General features: G+C 64.9%; 16 protein-coding genes and 1 riboswitch. Of the genes, 14 read left to right on the forward strand and 2 right to left on the reverse strand.

Annotated elements, in window-relative coordinates:
• Positions 1-7: 7 nt before the first annotated feature.
• Positions 8-682 (reverse strand): outer membrane beta-barrel protein, encoded by a 675-nt coding sequence (locus tag ABE422_RS17085; RefSeq protein ID WP_346466160.1) that lies wholly within the window; start codon positions 680-682, stop codon positions 8-10.
• 216 nt (positions 683-898) lie between these two features.
• Complete coding sequence (ettA, locus tag ABE422_RS17090) at positions 899-2563, reverse strand: energy-dependent translational throttle protein EttA (RefSeq protein WP_121042662.1); 1665 nt, start codon at positions 2561-2563, stop codon at positions 899-901.
• 236 nt (positions 2564-2799) lie between these two features.
• Here ettA and ABE422_RS17095 point away from each other — a divergent pair, with 236 nt between their 5' ends.
• The 14 genes from ABE422_RS17095 to ABE422_RS17160 form a co-directional block, all read left to right on the forward strand.
• The gene (locus ABE422_RS17095; RefSeq protein WP_265309649.1) at positions 2800-3276 is read left to right on the forward strand and encodes an RcnB family protein; all 477 of its coding nucleotides are present in this window, start codon (positions 2800-2802) and stop codon (positions 3274-3276) included.
• A gap of 152 nt (positions 3277-3428) precedes the next feature.
• Positions 3429-4682, forward strand: coding sequence for a serine hydroxymethyltransferase (gene glyA, locus ABE422_RS17100; protein ID WP_070471705.1), 1254 nt, complete (start codon positions 3429-3431; stop codon positions 4680-4682).
• 34 nt (positions 4683-4716) lie between these two features.
• Positions 4717-5109 carry a hypothetical protein gene (locus ABE422_RS17105; RefSeq protein WP_313209289.1) on the forward strand — a complete coding sequence of 131 codons (393 nt, stop codon included), beginning with the start codon at positions 4717-4719 and terminating at the stop codon, positions 5107-5109.
• Positions 5110-5358: 249 nt separating this feature from the next.
• The gene (gene nrdR, locus ABE422_RS17110; protein ID WP_019182518.1) at positions 5359-5880 is read left to right on the forward strand and encodes a transcriptional regulator NrdR; all 522 of its coding nucleotides are present in this window, start codon (positions 5359-5361) and stop codon (positions 5878-5880) included.
• A 70-nt stretch (positions 5881-5950) separates the two neighbouring features.
• A complete protein-coding gene (gene ribD, locus ABE422_RS17115) occupies positions 5951-7033 on the forward strand; it encodes a bifunctional diaminohydroxyphosphoribosylaminopyrimidine deaminase/5-amino-6-(5-phosphoribosylamino)uracil reductase RibD (protein WP_346481417.1) in 1083 nt (360 codons plus the stop codon).
• A 189-nt stretch (positions 7034-7222) separates the two neighbouring features.
• Positions 7223-7367, forward strand: a riboswitch (FMN riboswitch).
• Positions 7368-7443: 76 nt separating this feature from the next.
• Complete coding sequence (locus tag ABE422_RS17120; RefSeq protein ID WP_070426607.1) at positions 7444-8046, forward strand: riboflavin synthase; 603 nt, start codon at positions 7444-7446, stop codon at positions 8044-8046.
• Positions 8043-9158: a 3,4-dihydroxy-2-butanone-4-phosphate synthase gene (gene ribB, locus ABE422_RS17125; RefSeq protein ID WP_346481418.1), complete on the forward strand. Its 1116-nt coding sequence runs from the start codon at positions 8043-8045 to the stop codon at positions 9156-9158. The genes ABE422_RS17120 and ribB overlap by 4 nt, the downstream gene beginning before the upstream one ends.
• 186 nt (positions 9159-9344) lie before the next feature.
• Complete coding sequence (gene ribH, locus ABE422_RS17130; protein ID WP_313209297.1) at positions 9345-9812, forward strand: 6,7-dimethyl-8-ribityllumazine synthase; 468 nt, start codon at positions 9345-9347, stop codon at positions 9810-9812.
• Entirely contained in the window at positions 9809-10288 is a 480-nt protein-coding gene (gene nusB / locus ABE422_RS17135) for a transcription antitermination factor NusB (protein WP_313209299.1), read from the forward strand. Before ribH ends, nusB begins: the two co-directional genes overlap by 4 nt.
• Positions 10289-10456: 168 nt before the next feature.
• A complete protein-coding gene (gene rpoC / locus ABE422_RS17140; RefSeq protein WP_088434181.1) occupies positions 10457-14704 on the forward strand; it encodes a DNA-directed RNA polymerase subunit beta' in 4248 nt (1415 codons plus the stop codon).
• A 346-nt stretch (positions 14705-15050) separates the two neighbouring features.
• Positions 15051-15425 carry a 30S ribosomal protein S12 gene (gene rpsL / locus ABE422_RS17145; protein WP_017356008.1) on the forward strand — a complete coding sequence of 125 codons (375 nt, stop codon included), beginning with the start codon at positions 15051-15053 and terminating at the stop codon, positions 15423-15425.
• A gap of 12 nt (positions 15426-15437) precedes the next feature.
• On the forward strand, positions 15438-15905 hold the full coding sequence (gene rpsG, locus ABE422_RS17150; protein WP_019186122.1) for a 30S ribosomal protein S7: 468 nt from the start codon (positions 15438-15440) through the stop codon (positions 15903-15905).
• A 136-nt stretch (positions 15906-16041) separates the two neighbouring features.
• Complete coding sequence (gene fusA, locus ABE422_RS17155; RefSeq protein ID WP_121044654.1) at positions 16042-18183, forward strand: elongation factor G; 2142 nt, start codon at positions 16042-16044, stop codon at positions 18181-18183.
• A gap of 53 nt (positions 18184-18236) precedes the next feature.
• Positions 18237-18491 (forward strand): GTP-binding protein (locus ABE422_RS17160; RefSeq protein WP_346464516.1); only part of this gene is annotated, 255 nt, incomplete at its 3' end.

Genomic DNA, 18491 nt, shown 5'->3' on the forward strand with positions numbered 1-18491 from the left:
TGGCGGGTTAGAAGTGGTAATTCATCTTCAGCGTAACGCTGCTGTAGTCGGTATGGAAGCTGCGGCGGGCCGCATCGGGGTAGTTCGGATCGTGCAGCTGCACCGGGCTGGAGCCCAGGTTGGTGTAGCGGTACTCCACGCCGGCGGACAGGCGCTCGTTGAACCGCACCAGCACGCCTGCACCGACATTGACGCCGGTGGAAACATGGCGGGCGCCGGTCTCGAATTCCGCCACGCGGCAGCCGTTGGTTTTCTCGACCAGCGATGTGTCGCAGCCCAGCGTGTATTCCTGGCGGGCCACGGTCACGCCGGTGGTCAGGTAGGGCAGCACCGGGCCGACCGCATAGCCGAGCATCAGGTTGACCGACCCCGACCGGGTCACCGCGTCCTTGCCGTAGTACGGGCTGTGCGGGTGGTGTTCGCGGTCCTTCCAGTCGCGGTCGATGCTGCCGATAGCGAGGCTGCCTTCGATGCCCGTCACCACGTTGCTGTCGAACTGCCAGGTGCGGCCGGCCTGCACGCCGCCGGTGAACCCGCGCGGGCTTTTTTCAGAGGCGTTGGCGTTGCTGCGGTCCTGGCTCTTGCCTTCTGCATGGCTCGCCTGGACGCCCATGTAGCGGCCTTCCCAGTTCGCCGGCGCCGCCGCGGCGGTGCCCGACAGCAGCAGGGCTGCCGTACTCATGACCAGTGCTTTCATTGGTGGTTTCCTACGTTGACCGCGATTGCAGGGTGCAATTGCGTGGGGTGCGTAGGAGACCTGAAGTCGTTATCTATGGATATGCAATTAATTGCATTCTGGTGCCTATGGCCAGCGGTGGGTACCGACCGGAATGTAAAACGGCCGCGCAGTGCGCGGCCGTCGGTGAAGCGTCACGACCAACGGTCGTGATCTGCCAGGTTACTTCAGCGCCTTGAAGCGCAGGCGCTTCGGTGCGGCGTCGTCGCCCATGCGGCGGCGCTTGTCTTCTTCGTACTCGCGGTAGTTGCCCTGGAAGAACTCCACGTGCGAGTCGCCTTCGAACGCCAGGATGTGGGTCGCGATGCGATCCAGGAACCAGCGGTCATGCGAAATCACGAAGGTGTTGCCCGGGAACTCCAGCAGCGCATCTTCCAGCGCACGCAGGGTTTCGATGTCCAGATCGTTGGACGGTTCATCGAGCAGCAGCACGTTGCCACCCTGCAGCAGGGTCTTGGCCATGTGCAGGCGGCCACGCTCACCACCGGACAGCGAGCCGACCAGCTTCTGCTGGTCCTGGCCCTTGAAGTTGAAGCGGCCGATGTAGGCGCGCGACTGGATCTCCACGCCATTGATGTTGAGGATGTCCAGGCCGCCCGCGATTTCCTGGAAGACGTTGTGGTTGCCTTCCAGCGCGTCGCGGCTCTGATCCACGTAGGACAGCTTGACGGTCGGGCCGACCACGATCTCGCCGGTGTCCGGTTTTTCCTGGCCGGTGATCATCTTGAACAGGGTCGACTTACCGGCACCGTTGGGGCCGATGATGCCGACGATCGCGCCACCCGGCACCAGGAAGTTGAGGTTGTCGAACAGCAGGCGATCACCGAACTTCTTGGAGACGTTCTTGAACTCCATCACCGCATTGCCCAGGCGCTCGCCCGGCGGAATGAAGATTTCGTTGGTCTCGTTGCGCTTCTGGTAATCCACCGACTGCAGCTCTTCCAGGCGGGCCAGACGGGCCTTGCCCTTGGTGCGGCCACCCTTGGCGTTCTGGCGCGACCACTCCAGTTCCTTCTGGATCGCCTTCTGGCGGGACTTTTCCTGGTTGTCTTCCTGACGCAGGCGGTCGTCCTTCTGGGTCAGCCAGTCGGTGTAGTTGCCCTTCCACGGAATGCCGCGGCCGCGATCCAGTTCCAGGATCCACTCGGCGGCGTTGTCCAGGAAGTAGCGATCATGGGTGACGGCCACGACGGTGCCGGTGTAGCGCGCCAGGAACTGTTCCAGCCATTCCACGGACTCGGCGTCCAGATGGTTGGTCGGTTCATCGAGCAGCAGCATGTCCGGCTTCTGCAGCAGCAGGCGGCACAGGGCCACGCGGCGCTTTTCACCACCGGACAGGGTGCCCACGATGGCTTCCCACGGCGGCAGGCGCAGCGCATCGGCGGCCACGTCCAGCTGGTTTTCCAGGGTGTGTGCATCGCCGGCGGCCAGGATCGCCTCCAGGCGCTCCTGTTCCTTGGCCAGCTTGTCGAAGTCCGCGCCTTCCTCGGCATAGGCCAGGTAGACGGCGTCCAGCTGGGCCTGGGCCTGCAGCACTTCGCCCACGCCTTCCTCGACCGATTCACGCACGGTCTTGGTCGGGTCCAGCTCCGGTTCCTGGGCCAGGTAGCCGACCTTGATGCCGGCCTGCGGGCGGGCTTCGCCCTCGAAATCGGTGTCCACGCCGGCCATGATCTTGAGCACCGTCGACTTGCCGGAGCCGTTCAGGCCCAGCAGGCCGATCTTGGCACCCGGGAAGAACGACAGCGAGATGTCCTTGATGATCTGCCGCTTGGGCGGGACCACCTTGCTGACGCGGTTCATGGTGTAGATGTATTGCGAGGACATGAGGTCTCCGAAGGCGCAACCCTGCGCCCGTTCCGGACGGAACAGGAACAGATGGAAGAAAAGGATGCCCCGATTATAGCCGGAAGCGATCAGTGCCGCCGGGAGCCACGAGCCCCGGGGCTTGCCGCCGCCTGAATGCGGGGTCAAAGCGCTTGAATTGGAAACCGTTTCCAGCCGGAGACCGTTCAGACGGCGTGCGCATGATGGAGCCATCAACCCACCAAGCGAGGCCAATCATGCGCATGAATCGATTTGTGGTCGGGGCCGTCGCCTCGCTGCTGGCCTTGGGCACCGTGGCCCCGGCCTTCGCCGATGACCATCGTGGCCGCGGTCACGACCGCCGGGAGTGGCGTGATGACCGCCGCGACAACCGCCACGATCGCCATGACCGGCACGATCGTCATGACCGTCGCGAGGTCCGCCACGACCGCCGTTACGACCCTCGCTACGACAACCGGGGTTACTACCGTCCGGGCCCGCCGCCGCCGCGCGTGGTCTATCGCCCGGCCCCGGGCTACGGCTCCTACGGCTGGGCGCGCGGCCACCGTTACCGCGAGTACTACGGCGGCCCGGTGTACGTGGTGAACGATTACAGCCGCTACTCGGTGCGCCGCCCGCCGCGTGACCACCACTGGATCCGCGATGATCGCGGCAACCTGCTGCTGGTCGCCATCGCCACCGGGATCATTGCCGACTACGTGATCAACCGGTAAGCCCGCCGGCAGGCGCGCTTGACGGCCTGGACGGCGCCCTTCGGGGCGCCGTTCCGCGTTCCGGGGCCGCGCGCCGGGATTGGTCACCCCGCGCCGCGGGGACTACAATCCAGAGCTCGCGCTGTACCCCCTCTGCCTGCCTGGAGTAACCGATGTTCCCGCGTGACGTCCGCATCGAAACCTACGATCCCGAACTGGCCAAGGCCATCGCCGCCGAAACCCAGCGCCAGGAAGACCACGTCGAGCTGATCGCCAGCGAGAACTACACCAGCCCGGCGGTGATGGAAGCCCAGGGCAGCCAGCTGACCAACAAGTACGCCGAGGGCTACCCGGGCAAGCGTTATTACGGTGGCTGCGAGTACGTGGACATCGCCGAACAGCTGGCCATCGATCGCCTCAAGCAGCTGTTCGATGCCGACTATGCCAACGTGCAGCCGCACAGCGGCTCGCAAGCCAACCAGGCGGTGTACTTCGCGCTGCTGCAGCCGGGCGACACCATCCTGGGCATGAGCCTGGCCCATGGTGGCCACCTGACCCACGGTGCCAAGGTCAATGCCTCGGGCAAGCTGTTCAACGCCGTCCAGTACGGTGTCGACGAAGCCGGCCTGATCGACTATGACGAGGTCGAGCGTCTGGCCCTGGAGCATAAGCCGAAGATGGTCGTCGCCGGTTTCTCGGCGTACTCGCAGGTGGTGGACTGGGCGCGCTTCCGCGCCATCGCCGACAAGGTCGGTGCCTACCTGTTCGTGGACATGGCGCACGTGGCGGGTCTGGTTGCCGCTGGCGTCTACCCGAGCCCGCTGCCGCACGCCCACGTGGTCACCTCCACCACCCACAAGACCCTGCGCGGCCCGCGCGGCGGCATCATCATCGCCAAGGGCGCCAGCGAAGAACTGCAGAAGAAGCTGCAGTCCATCGTGTTCCCGGGCATCCAGGGCGGTCCGCTGATGCATGTCATCGCCGGCAAGGCCGTGGCCTTCAAGGAAGCGCTGGAGCCGGGCTTCAAGGCCTACCAGCAGCAGGTGGTCAAGAACGCCCAGGCGATGGCCAACACGCTGATCGCGCGCGGCTACAAGATCGTTTCCGGCGGCACCCAGAACCACCTGATGCTGGTCGACATGATCGGCAAGGATGTCTCGGGCAAGGATGCGGAAGCCGCGCTCGGCCTGGCCCACATCACCGTCAACAAGAACTCGGTACCGAACGACCCGCGTTCGCCGTTCGTGACCTCGGGCCTGCGCCTGGGTACTCCGGCGGTCACCACGCGCGGTTACGTGGAGCAGGACTGCGTGGATCTGGCCAACTGGATCGCCGACGTGCTCGACGCCCCGGCCGATGAGGCCGTGATCGCCCGCGTCCGCGACGCGGTCAGCGCGCAGTGCCGCAAGTACCCGGTTTACGGCTGATATGGGCGAGGGCCGGCAACGGCGTACCTACGCCGTGCTGGCCCTTGTCTGCGGCATCGTGGGGATGGCCGGCGGCGGCACGTTCGCCGCCATCGGGGTCTGGGTCGCGTTCCTCGAACCGACCTATCTCGATCGCGCCTCGCGCCTGTTGATCGGGGGCTGGGGAAGTGCGGGCCTGATCGGGGTATTCGGCTGGCTATGGTTGAGCAGCCGCTATCTTCGAGCGGGACGCACCGGCCTGCGTGACAGCGGGGCCTGGCCATGGGCTGCATTGGGCCTTGGGGGGATGGCCGCCGTGGCAGTCGTCGGCATGGCGTTCTGGCAGGCCGCCGCCAGTCCAACGGCGCTGGTCCTGCTGCTGGCGGGGCCGCCGCTGCTGCTGCCGGCGGTCATGCTGGTGCGGCTGCGGCGAACGCAGGGCACCTGACCGGATGCAGGCCCATCGCACACAGCGGCGCATAATGCTTTCGACGGCGCCTTGCCCGCGGCCGTCGCGCGCCTGATGGCAGGCCTGCCGCTGTTCTCCTGTACGGCGCACCTGCTGTGGTTGCGTCGGCGCGCCACCTAGACAGGGCTGGACTCTCCCCCCGTCCATTTGCTGTAGCCGGTCCCTCTCAGGTACCGTTGCGACGCTGCCGTGACCGCGGCATGACGTTTTCCCGATGTAAGGCGTTCCATGTACTGTCCGTTCTGCCAGCATGCCGACACCCGTGTGATCGATTCGCGCGTCTCTGAAGACGGCGCGACGATCCGGCGTCGCCGTGAGTGCGAGGCCTGCAACGAGCGCTTCAGTACCCTGGAAACCATCGAACTTAAACTGCCGGCGATCGTGAAAAGCGATGGCAGCCGCGAGGCCTTCGATGCCCGCAAGGTCCGCAGTGGTTTCGACCGCGCGCTGCAGAAGCGCCCGGTTCCCGAGGACAAGATCGAGCTGGCGGTGCGCGCGGTGATGCAGCAGGCGCGTATCTGTGGCGAACGCGAAATCCCCTCGATCAAGGTCGGCGAGTTCGTGATGAACGAGCTGCGCAAGCTCGATCATGTCGGCTACGTGCGGTTTGCCTCGGTGTACCGCAGCTTCGAAGACGTGGCCGATTTCCGCGAAGAAATCGAGAAGCTCGAACGCGAGCTGCCCTCCAGCACCGAACAGCTGCAGCTGCTCGGCGATGTGATCGCGCTGACCAAGAAAAAGAAAGGCTGAGCCTGCGCCGCATCGCGGCCACCACGGCTGAGCTACCATCGCGGCTGCCTGCCGCCGGACGCTCACCGCCATGACTGAATTTACCGCTCTCGACCACCAGCACATGGCGCATGCGCTGCGCCTGGCCGAGCGCGCCGCGTATACCGCGCGGCCCAACCCGATGGTCGGCTGCGTGATCGCACGCGATGAGGGGGTGGTCGGCGAGGGCTGGCACCAGCGCACCGGCGGTCCGCACGCGGAAGTCTTCGCACTGCGCCAGGCCGGTGAACAGGCCCGCGGTGCCACCGCCTACGTGACCCTGGAGCCATGCGCGCACCACGGTCGCACGCCCCCGTGTGCACTGGCCTTGATCGAGGCAGGGGTGACACGCGTGGTGGCGGCGATGCGCGATCCTTTCCCGAAGGTCGATGGGGGGGGCTTCGTGCTGCTGCGCGACGCCGGCATCGAGGTCGCCGAAGGGTTGATGGCTGCGCAGGCGCGCGAGCTCAACCACGGGTTCCTGTCACGCATCGAGCGCGGCCGCCCGTGGGTGCGGGTGAAGCTCGCGGCCAGTCTGGACGGGCGTACGGCGATGGCCGATGGCCGCTCCAAATGGATCACCGGTGCGGCCGCCCGCGACGATGTGCAGTACTGGCGTGCGCGTGCCGGTGCGATTCTCACCGGCGCGGCCACCGTGTTGGCCGATGACCCGATGTTGACCGTGCGGCTGGCCGATACCGAGGTATTGCCGCCCTTGCGGGTGGTACTCGATGCACGCCTGCGCTCGCTGGAGTGCGCGCGGGTGCGCGAGGGCGGGGCGCCGACCTTGTACGTGCATGACGCCGCGGTCAGCCCGCCGGACGCCGCCGATGCGGAGTTCGCCAGCGTGCCCAGCCATGACGGTCGTCTGGATCTGGGCGCGGTGTTGGCGCTGCTCGCCGAGCGCGGCATCAATGACGTGCATACCGAGGCCGGCGCCACCTTGGCCGGCGCGTTGCTGGCCGGCGGCTGGGTCGACGAACTGTTGCTGTACCAGGCGCCCACGTTGCTCGGTGAGCATGGGCTGCCGCTGCTGTCCGGCCTGGGTATCCACGCGATGGAACAGCAGCGCCGGCTGCGCGTGGTGGACAGGCGCCAGGTGGGTGAGGACCTCCGCCTGTTGCTGCGCCCATAAAAAACGGGCCCCTTGCGGGACCCGTTCGATCATGGCGCGGCGCGGACGCCGCAGCCCGATCAGTAACCGACGTGTGTGCGCTCCTATCCACGGGGCGCAGCACTCAGCGGAATATCTTAACACTTATTTAACTTAAAGCCCCCAGTCAGGGTGCCCTGTTACACTAGCCGCGCCGGTTCGCCGGTACACAAACGTCTTCAGGGCGGGGTGCGATTCCCCACCGGCGGTAGGTGCGCAAGCACGAGCCCGCGAGCGCTTCCCGGTCCTCGGGAAGGTCAGCAGATCCGGTCCGATGCCGGAGCCGACGGTATAGTCCGGATGAAAGAAGACGGTGCGGCCGGGCCTTGGTGCTCGGCGTGCACCTATATGCCTTGCGGCGTTTTTCGCTCACTTTCCGCGGAGAACGTTCCTTGTTTACTGGAATCATCGAAGGCGTCGGCCGTCTGGCCGCACGCGACACCCTTGGCGGCGATGTCCGCTTTACCTTTGACGTGGGCACCCTGCCGTTCGAGAACGTGCAGATGGGCGAGAGCATCGCCATCAACGGGGTCTGCCTCACCGTCATCGCTTATGACGCCACCCGCTTCCAGGCCGACGCCTCGACCGAGACGTTGGGCCTGACCACGCTGGGGCAGCTGGCCGACGGCGCCGTCATCAATCTCGAACGCGCGATGCGCCCGACCGATCGCCTGGGGGGGCATCTGGTCAGCGGCCATGTCGATGGCCTGGGCCAGGTGTTGTCGGTGCATGACGATGCGCGTGCCCAGCGCTGGCGCTTCGCCGCGCCGGCCGCGTTGCTGCGCTACATCGCCAAGAAAGGCTCGATCTGCGTGGACGGAGTCAGCCTGACCGTCAACGAGGTGGACGAGCAGGGCTTCGAGGTCGCCCTCATCCCGCACACCGTGGCCAACACCGCCTTCGCCGCAACGGCCGTGGGCAGTGCGGTCAATCTTGAAATCGATCTGGTCGCCCGTTACGTCGAACGTTTGTTGGGTGCAGGAGCACGCGCATGAATTTCGCCCCCATTCCCGAGATTCTCGAGGACATCCGCCTTGGCCGCATGGTCGTCATCGTCGATGACGAAGACCGCGAGAACGAAGGCGACCTGATCATGGCCGCCGAGCTGGTCAAGCCGTCGGACATCAACTTCATGGTCACCCATGGCCGTGGCCTGGTGTGCCTGCCGCTGACCCGTGAGCGCGCTGCCGATCTCGGCCTGGCGCCGATGGTCCAGGCCAACACCGCGCAGTTCCAGACCAACTTCACGGTCAGCATCGAGGCCGCCGAGGGTGTCACCACCGGTATCTCGGCCTACGACCGTGCGCACACCATCCGCACCGCGGTAAAACCGGACGCCAAGCCGGCAGACCTGCACCAGCCGGGCCACATCTTCCCGCTGATCGCCCAGCCGGGCGGCGTGCTGACCCGCGCCGGGCATACCGAGGCCGGCGTCGATCTGGCCATGCTGGCAGGCCTGGAGCCGGCTGGCGTGCTGGTGGAGATCCTCAACCCCGACGGCAGCATGGCGCGCCGCCCGGAGCTGGAGGTGTTCGCCCGCGAGCACGGTCTGAAGATGGGCTCGATCGCCGACCTGATCGCATACCGCCTGGCCACGGAGAAGACGGTCGAGCGTGTGGACGAGCGCGAGATCGAGACCGAGTTCGGCCCGTTCACGCTGGTCACCTACCGCGACCGGATCGCGCACGACCTGCACTTCGCGCTGGTCCGCGGCACCCCGGATGCCGAGCCGACCCTGGTCCGGGTGCAGGTGGAAAACCCGCTGGCCGATCTGCTGCACTGGCGCCGCGATGATTTCGGGGTGGCCTCCACCGATGCCCTGCGTGCCATTGCCGCCGCCGAGCGTGGCGTGATGGTGGTGCTGTCGGCGCCGCGCGACACCAACAGCCTGCTGGCCCGCCTGCGCCAGCAGCCGGTGCCGGTGGTGCCGGGCAAGGACAAGGACGTGAGCCAGTGGCGCCGCAACGGGGCCGGGGCGCAGATCCTGTCCGACCTGGGCCTGGGCAAGCTGCGCGTGCTGGGCACCCCCCGCCGCCAGATCGGCCTGGCCGGGTATGGCCTGGAAGTGGTCGAGACGGTGGAGAGCACTTCATCGCCTGCGCGCTGACGCCCCACGATCTGCTTCGCAGATCACGGGCGCCTCTTAACCATCATCCAGACCCCCGCCGCTTCGCGGCAGCCCCCTGACTCTCAGGGGGCTTTGGCCCCCGACCCGACCCATAACGCATGGCGACCCGGCTACACGCGGCCATGCGCTAGAATATTCACCTATTAAATGGACCCCACGCCGAACATGAGCCATTACGAAGGCGACCTCCGTACTCCGGAAACGGCCCGTTTCGCCATCCTCGCCAGCCGCTGGAATGCCCGCATCACCGACGTGCTGGTGGCCGGTGCGCGGCAGAGCCTGGCCGGCAACGGGATCGACGAGTCCGCCATCGACGTGATCCGCGTGCCCGGTGCATGGGAACTGCCGCTGGTCGCTGCGCGTCTGGCGGCGGCCCATCAGCATGCCGCGATCATCACCCTGGGCTGCGTGATCCGCGGCGATACCCGCCATTACGAACACGTGGCCGACCGCTGCGCCGAAGGCCTGATGCGCGTGCAGCTGGATTTCGGCGTGCCGGTGCTCAATGGCGTGCTGGCGGTGGAACGGGCCGAGGATGCCGAAGCCCGCGCGGGGGGCAGCCACGGCAACAAGGGGGAGGAAGCCGCACTGACGGCGTTGGAAATGGTCAATCTTCTGGAGCAGCTGCCATGAACAAGTCAAACCCGGGCAAGCCCTCCGGTAAGCCCGTCCGCCGTGATGGCGTCGACCCCGTGCTGCGTTCGCGCGCCCGGCGTCGTGCGCTGCAGGCGATCTACGCGTGGCAGATCTCCGGTGGCAATGCGCAGAGCGTGATCGCCCAGTTCGCCCACGAACAGGCCCGCGAAATCGCGGATCTGGCTTACTTCGAAGCGCTGGTGCACGGCGTGCTCGACAACCGCAAGGATCTGGACGCGGCGATCGATCCGTACCTGGATCGCGGCATCGAAGAAGTGGATGCGATTGAACGCGCCGCGCTGCGTGTGGCTGCGTATGAAATGCGTTACCGCCTGGACGTGCCGTACCGCGTCGTGATCAACGAAGCGATCGAATCGGCCAAGCGTTTCGGGTCCGAACACGGCCACACCTACGTCAACGGTGTGCTGGATCGTGCCGCCGTGGAATGGCGCAAGGTCGAATCGGGTCACTGACCCGCCGGTGGCAATGAGCCGCCGGTGGTAATGACCCGCCTGGTAGTGGCCGGGGGGGGGGGGCGGCCCCCCCCCCCCCGGGGGGGGGGGCGCCCCCCCCCCCCCCCCCCCCGCCACATCTGAACCGACAGCCCCATCGACAAGATTTCCTCCTTTCGGAGAAACACCATGAAAGACTTGCTCAACCTCTTCAACCAGCAGCGTCAGACGCTGGACTTCGACGCGATCAAGATCGCGCTGGCCTCGCCGGACCTGATCCGTTCGTGGTCCTTCGGCGAAGTGAAGAAGCCGGAAACCATCAACTACCGTACCTTCAAGCCGGAACGTGACGGCCTGTTCTGCGCCGCCATCTTCGGACCGGTCAAGGACTACGAGTGCCTGTGCGGCAAGTACAAGCGCATGAAGCACCGCGGCGTGGTCTGCGAAAAGTGCGGCACCGAAGTCACCCTGGCCAAGGTGCGCCGCGAGCGCATGGGTCACATCGATCTGGCCTCGCCGGTCGCGCACATCTGGTTCCTCAAGTCGCTGCCGTCGCGCATCGGCCTGATGCTGGACATGACCCTGCGTGACATCGAGCGCGTGCTGTACTTCGAAGCCTACGTGGTGACCGAGCCGGGCCTGACCGCCCTGGAGCGCCGCCAGCTGCTGACCGAAGAACAGTACCTGCAGGCACGCCAGGAACACGGCGACGACTTCGATGCCGCCATGGGCGCCGAGGCCGTGTACGAACTGCTGCGCACGATCGACCTGCAGTCGGAAATGACCCGCCTGCGCGAAGAAATCGCCAGCACCGGTTCGGAAACCAAGCTCAAGCGACTGACCAAGCGCATCAAGCTGGTCGAGGCCTTCCTCGAGTCGGGCAACCGTCCGGAGTGGATGGTCATGACCGTGCTGCCGGTGCTGCCGCCGGACCTGCGTCCGCTGGTGCCGCTGGACGGTGGCCGCTTCGCGACCTCCGACCTGAACGATCTGTACCGCCGCGTCATCAACCGTAACAACCGCCTGCGCCGCCTGCTCGAGCTGAACGCGCCGGACATCATCGTGCGCAATGAAAAGCGCATGCTGCAGGAATCGGTCGATGCGCTGCTGGACAACGGCCGTCGCGGCCGTGCCATCACCGGCACCAACAAGCGCCCGCTGAAGTCGCTGGCCGACATGATCAAGGGCAAGCAGGGTCGCTTCCGTCAGAACCTGCTGGGCAAGCGCGTCGACTACTCGGGCCGTTCGGTCATCGTGGTCGGTCCGTACCTGCGCCTGCACCAGTGCGGCCTGCCGAAGAAGATGGCGCTTGAGCTGTTCAAGCCGTTCGTGTTCGCCAAGCTTCAGCGTCGTGGCCTGGCCACCACCATCAAGGCCGCCAAGAAGCTGGTCGAGCGCGAAGAAGCCGAAGTCTGGGACATCCTGGAAGAGGTCATCCGCGAACATCCGGTGATGCTGAACCGTGCGCCGACCCTGCACCGTCTGGGCATCCAGGCGTTCGAGCCGGTCCTGATCGAAGGCAAGGCCATCCAGCTGCACCCGCTGGTCTGCACCGCGTTCAACGCCGACTTCGACGGTGACCAGATGGCCGTCCACGTGCCGCTCTCGCTGGAAGCCCAGCTGGAAGCGCGTGCGCTGATGATGTCCACCAACAACATCCTGTCGCCGGCCAACGGCGAGCCGATCATCGTGCCGTCGCAGGACGTCGTGCTGGGTCTGTACTACATGACCCGCTCGCTGGTGAACAAGAAGGGCGAGGGCATGGCCTTCGCCAACATCGCCGAAGTCAAGCGCGCCTACGACAACCGCGTGGTGGAACTGCACGCACGCGTCAAGGTCCGCATCACCGAAGTGGTGACCGACGAGGAAGGCAACAAGCAGAACAAGACCTCGATCGTGGACACCACGATCGGTCGCGCCCTGCTGGCTGAAATCCTGCCGGAAGGCCTGCCGTTCGCGCTGGCCAACACCGAGCTGACCAAGAAGAACATCAGCCGCCTGATCAACTCCAGCTACCGTCAGCTGGGCTTGAAGGACACGGTCGTGTTCGCCGATAAGCTGATGTACACCGGCTTTGCCTACGCAACCCGCGCTGGCGTGTCGATCGGCATCGACGACATGCTGATCCCGGACGAGAAGCGCGGCATCCTCACCGAGGCCGAAGCTGAAGTGCTGGAAATCCAGGAGCAGTACCAGTCGGGCCTGGTCACCGCCGGCGAGCGCTACAACAAGGTGGTCGACATCTGGTCGCGCACCAACGAACGCATCGCCAAGGCGATGATGGACACCATCGGTACCGAGAAGGTGGTCAACGCCGAAGGTGAGACCATCGACCAGAAGTCGATGAACTCGCTGTACATCATGGCCGACTCCGGTGCCCGTGGTTCGCAGGCGCAGATCCGTCAGCTGGCCGGTATGCGCGGCCTGATGGCGCGTCCGGATGGCTCGATCATCGAAACGCCCATCAAGGCGAACTTCCGTGAAGGCCTGAACGTGCAGGAGTACTTCAACTCCACCCACGGTGCCCGTAAGGGTCTGGCCGATACCGCGCTGAAGACGGCGAACTCGGGTTACCTGACCCGTCGTCTGGTCGACGTGGCGCAGGACGTGGTCATCACCGAGGTGGATTGCGGTACCACCGAAGGCCTGACCATGACCCCGATCGTGGAAGGCGGCGACGTCGTGGAGCCGTTGAAGGACCGCGTGCTGGGTCGTGTCGTGGCCGAGGACGTGTTCCTGCCGGGCAACGACGAAGATCCGATCGTGACCCGCAACACGCTGCTCGACGAGCAGTGGGTGGCCAAGCTGGAAGATGCGTCGGTGCAGTCGGTCAAGGTCCGTTCGACCATCAGCTGCGCCTCGCCGTTCGGCGTCTGCGCACACTGCTACGGTCGCGATCTGGCCCGTGGCCACATCGTCAACATCGGTGAAGCGGTCGGCGTCATCGCCGCACAGTCGATCGGTGAGCCGGGTACCCAGCTGACCATGCGTACGTTCCACATCGGTGGTGCGGCATCGCGAGCTGCGGCGGTGGACAACATCACCGTCAAGACCACCGGTTCGGTGAAGTTCAACAACCTGAAGTCGGTCGAGCACGCCAGCGGTTCGCTGGTGGCGGTCTCGCGTTCGGGCGAAATGTCGGTGCTCGATGCCCACGGCCGTGAGCGTGAGCGTTACAAGCTGCCGTACGGCGCGACCATCACGTCCAAGGACGGCGATGCGGTCAAGGCTGGCCAGACCGTGGCCAACTGGGACCCGCATAACCACCCGATCGTGTCGGAAGTGGCTGGTTTCATCCGCTTCATCGACTTCATCGACGGCGTCACCGTCATCGAGAAGACCGACGAACTGACCGGCCTGGCATCGCGTGAAATCACCGATCCGAAGCGTCGTGGTTCGCAGGCGAAGGACCTGCGCCCGATCGTGCGCATCGTGGACAAGAACGGCAACGATCTGACCATCCCGAACACGGATCTGCCGGCGCAGTACCTGCTGCCGCCGCGCTCGATCGTCAACCTGCAGGACGGCGCCGCCGTCGGCGTGGGTGACGTGGTCGCCAAGATCCCGCAGGAAGCGTCCAAGACCCGCGACATCACCGGTGGTCTGCCGCGCGTGGCCGATCTGTTCGAAGCACGCAAGCCGAAGGATCCGGCGATCCTGGCCGAGCGTTCGGGCATCATCAGCTTCGGCAAGGACACCAAGGGCAAGCAGCGCCTGATCATCAAGGACACCGATGGTTCGGAACACGAAGAGCTGATCCCGAAGTACCGTCAGGTGATCGTGTTCGAAGGCGAGCACGTGACCAAGGGCGAAACCATCGTGGACGGCGAGCCGAGCCCGCAGGACATCCTGCGTCTGCTGGGTGTCGAACCGCTGGCGGCCTACCTGGTCAAGGAAATCCAGGACGTGTATCGCCTGCAGGGCGTGAAGATCAACGACAAGCACATCGAGGTGATCACCCGCCAGATGCTGCGCAAGGTCGAGATCACCGATCAGGGCACCAGCAAGTTCCTGAATGGCGAGCAGGCCGAGCGCCAGCGCGTCATCGAGGAAAATGCCCGCCTGGCCACCCGCAACGAGCTGCCGGCCCGTTTCGATCCGGTCCTGCTGGGTATCACCAAGGCATCGCTGGCGACCGAATCGTTCATCTCGGCGGCGTCGTTCCAGGAAACCACCCGCGTGCTGACCGAAGCGGCCGTTCGCGGCACCTCGGACAACCTGCGCGGCCTGAAGGAAAACGTCATCGTCGGCCGTCTGATCCCGGCCGGTACCGGCCTGGCGTACCACGCCAACCGTCGTCGCAACGCCTCCGGGCTGACCGACTCGGAAATGCAGACCCTGTCCGGCAGCGCGCCGGCCGTGGCTGAGGTGGCCCCGGTGGCCGCCGTGGCGGTGGAATCGACCGAAGCTGAACAGGCTCCGGGCAGCGACGAGTAATACGCAGGCCCGGCTTCGGCCGGGCCCGCGGCAGGGCAGGGCGTCGACTCCGGTCGATGGCCCTCCCGGCAAATCAGCAGGCATCGGCCACTGGTCGTCTGCCTGCCGATGAGGTAGGATGCCCGCCGGTCTTTCAACGGACCGGCTTGACAACCTGAACGGGGGGCATGGAAAAGGCTCCCCTGTAACGGCCCGGGATCAGGGCTGGCTTGGCGCGTGCGCATTTGACTGCGTTTTCGCCGGGTTGCTACAATCGTCTGTCTCAGCAGGCCGGTCTTTCGCCTGCTCGCACATTTCCGCATTCATGGCCAGTCTTTTCATTGGCCTCTCTCAGAAGAACATACTGATGGCGACGATCAATCAGCTTGTCCGCAAGCCGCGGCAGGCAACCACTTATAAGAGTGCCTCCCCGGCTCTCGATAAGTGCCCCCAGCGCCGTGGTGTCTGCACGCGCGTGTACACCACCACTCCGAAGAAGCCGAACTCGGCGCTTCGCAAGGTTGCCAAGGTTCGCCTGACCAACCAGGAAGAAGTGATTAGCTACATCGGCGGCGAAGGCCACAACCTGCAGGAGCACTCCGTGGTCCTCATCCGTGGCGGTCGCGTCAAGGATCTGCCGGGTGTGCGTTACCACACCGTGCGTGGCTCGCTGGACGCCTCCGGCGTTGCCAAGCGTCGCCAGGGCCGTTCCAAGTACGGCGCCAAGCGTCCGAAGAGCTAAGGGAAAGTACACATGTCTCGTAAAGGTAATACGCCGCAGCGCTCTGTCCTGCCGGATCCGAAGCACGGAAGTGAAACCATCGCTCGTTTCATCAATATGGTGATGCTGAGCGGCAAGAAGTCGGTCGCTGAAAAGATCGTCTACGGTGCCATGGACGTGATCGGCGAAAAGAACCCGAATTCCGTCGAGCTGGTTCAGAAGGCTCTGGAAAACGTGGCTCCGTCGGTCGAAGTCAAGTCCCGCCGTGTCGGTGGTGCTACGTACCAGGTGCCGGTCGAAGTGCGTTCGTCGCGCAAGATGGCCCTGGCCATGCGTTGGCTGATCGACTCGGCTCGTAAGCGTGGTGAAAACACCATGCCGAAGAAGCTGGCTGCCGAACTGCTGGACGCCTCGGAAAATCGTGGTGGCGCCATCAAGAAGCGCGAAGAAACCCACCGCATGGCCGAAGCCAACAAGGCCTTCGCGCACTACCGCTGGTGAGTTTGACGGCCTTGCAAAACAGGCACGGCAGCACCATCTAGGTGCTGCCCCGCGGCACCTGGGGTGCCGCGCCAAACCGAAGGCCGCCGAAAGGCGGCGTTCGGCCATCCGAATTCCAAGAAATTGAGAGGCTCCCGTGGCCCGCACCACTCCCATCGAGCGTTACCGCAATTTCGGCATCATGGCCCACATCGATGCCGGCAAGACCACCACGTCCGAGCGCATCCTGTTCTACACCGGCAAGAGCCACAAGATCGGTGAAGTGCACGACGGCGCTGCCACCATGGACTGGATGGAGCAGGAGCAGGAGCGTGGCATCACGATCCAGTCCGCTGCCACCACCGCGTTCTGGAAGGGCATGGACAAGTCCCTGCCGGAGCATCGCTTCAACATCATCGACACCCCCGGACACGTCGACTTCACCATCGAAGTGGAGCGCTCGCTGCGCGTGCTCGACGGTGCGGTGTTCGTGCTGTGCGCCGTCGGTGGCGTGCAGCCGCAGTCGGAAACCGTGTGGCGTCAGGCCAACCGGTACAAGGTGCCGCGCATTGCCTTCGTCAACAAGATGGACCGCACCGGTGCCAACTTCACCAAGGTCGTTGGCCAGCTGAAGGCCAAGCTCGGCGCCACCGCCGTGCCGATGCAGCTGCCGATCGGCGCTGAAGACGGCTTCAAGGGTGTGGTCGATCTGATCAAGATGAAGGCCATCCATTGGGATGAAGCCTCGCAGGGCATGAAGTTCGAGTACCTGGAGATCCCGGCTGACATGCAGGCGGAGGCCGAAGAGGCCCGTACCTACATGATCGAAGCCGCGGCTGAAGCCAGCGAAGAGCTGATGGAAAAGTACCTGGGCGGCGAAGAGCTGACCGAGGCCGAAATCGTCGAAGCCCTGCGCGTGCGCACCCTGGCGACCGACATCGTGCCGATGTACTGCGGCTCGGCGTTCAAGAACAAGGGCGTGCAGGCCATGCTGGACGGCGTGGTGCAGCTGCTGCCGTCGCCGATCGACGTGCCGGACGTGACCGGTACCGACGTGGACGACGAAACCATTGCGCTGAGCCGCAAGTCCGATGACAAGGCGCCGTTCTCGGCGCTGGCCTTCAAGATCATCACCGATCCGTTCGTCGGCGCGCTGACCTTCTTCCGTGTCTACTCGGGCACCCTGAACGCCGGCGACCAGCTGCTGAACTCGGTCAAGGGCAAGAAGGAGCGCATCGGCCGCATCCTGCAGATGCATTCCAACGATCGCGAAGAAATCAAGGAAGTGCTGGCCGGTGACATCGCCGCTGCGGTGGGTCTGAAGGACACCACCACCGGTGACACCCTGTGCTCGCAGGACCACCCGATCATCCTGGAGCGCATGGTGTTCCCGGAGCCGGTCATCTCGATGGCCGTCGAACCGAAGACCAAGTCCGACCAGGAAAAGATGGGTCTGGCCCTCGGCCGTCTGGCCCAGGAAGATCCGTCGTTCCGCGTCAAGACCGACGAAGAATCCGGCCAGACCATCATCTCGGGCATGGGCGAGCTGCACCTGGACATCATCGTGGATCGCATGAAGCGCGAGTTCAACGTTGAAGCCAACGTCGGCAAGCCGCAGGTTGCGTACCGCGAAACCATCCAGATGGCCGACGTCAAGTCGGACTACAAGCACGCCAAGCAGTCCGGTGGTAAGGGTCAGTACGGTCACGTCGTGATCGAGCTGTCGCCGATCACCGCTGAAGACCGTGCCGACCCGAAGATCGGTCCGATGATCAAGGACGACTTCCTGTTCATCAACGACATCACCGGTGGCGTGATTCCGAAGGAATTCATTCCGTCGATCGAAAAGGGCCTGCGCGAAACCATCACCAGCGGTCCGCTGGCTGGCTTCCCGGTCGTTGACGTCAAGGTGAAGCTGGTGTTCGGCTCGTACCATGACGTCGACTCCTCGGAAATGGCGTTCAAGCTGGCCTCCTCGATGGCCTTCAAGCAGGGCTTCCAGAAGGCCAAGCCGGTCCTGCTGGAGCCGATCATGAAGGTCGAGATCGTGACCCCGGAGGATTACCAGGGTGACGTGATGGGCGACGTCAGCCGTCGTCGTGGCGTGCTGCAGGGTTCGAGCACCACCGGTGACGGTTCGGCCAGCATCATCAACGCGATGATCCCGCTGGGTGAAATGTTCGGTTACGCCACCTCGCTGCGTTCGCAGACCCAGGGTCGCGCAACGTTCACGATGGAGTTCGACCACTACGAGCCGGCGCCGAACAACATCGCCGAAACCGTGATCAAGAAGTCCTGAGCGTAAGCTCAGGACTCCACCTCATTCTTTTCTGATATCCAAGGTATACAACAATGGCAAAGGGTAAGTTCGAGCGCACCAAGCCGCACGTCAACGTCGGCACCATCGGTCACGTCGATCACGGCAAGACCACGCTGACCGCTGCACTGACCAAGATCGGTGCCGAGCGCTTCGGCGGCGAGTTCAAGGATTACTCCTCGATCGACGCCGCGCCGGAAGAAAAGGCACGTGGCATCACGATCTCGACCGCACACGTCGAATACGAATCCACCGAACGTCATTACGCCCACGTCGATTGCCCGGGCCAT

Source organism: Stenotrophomonas sp. TWI1151 (genome assembly GCF_039673135.1).
In the GTDB taxonomy this organism is placed as follows: domain Bacteria; phylum Pseudomonadota; class Gammaproteobacteria; order Xanthomonadales; family Xanthomonadaceae; genus Stenotrophomonas.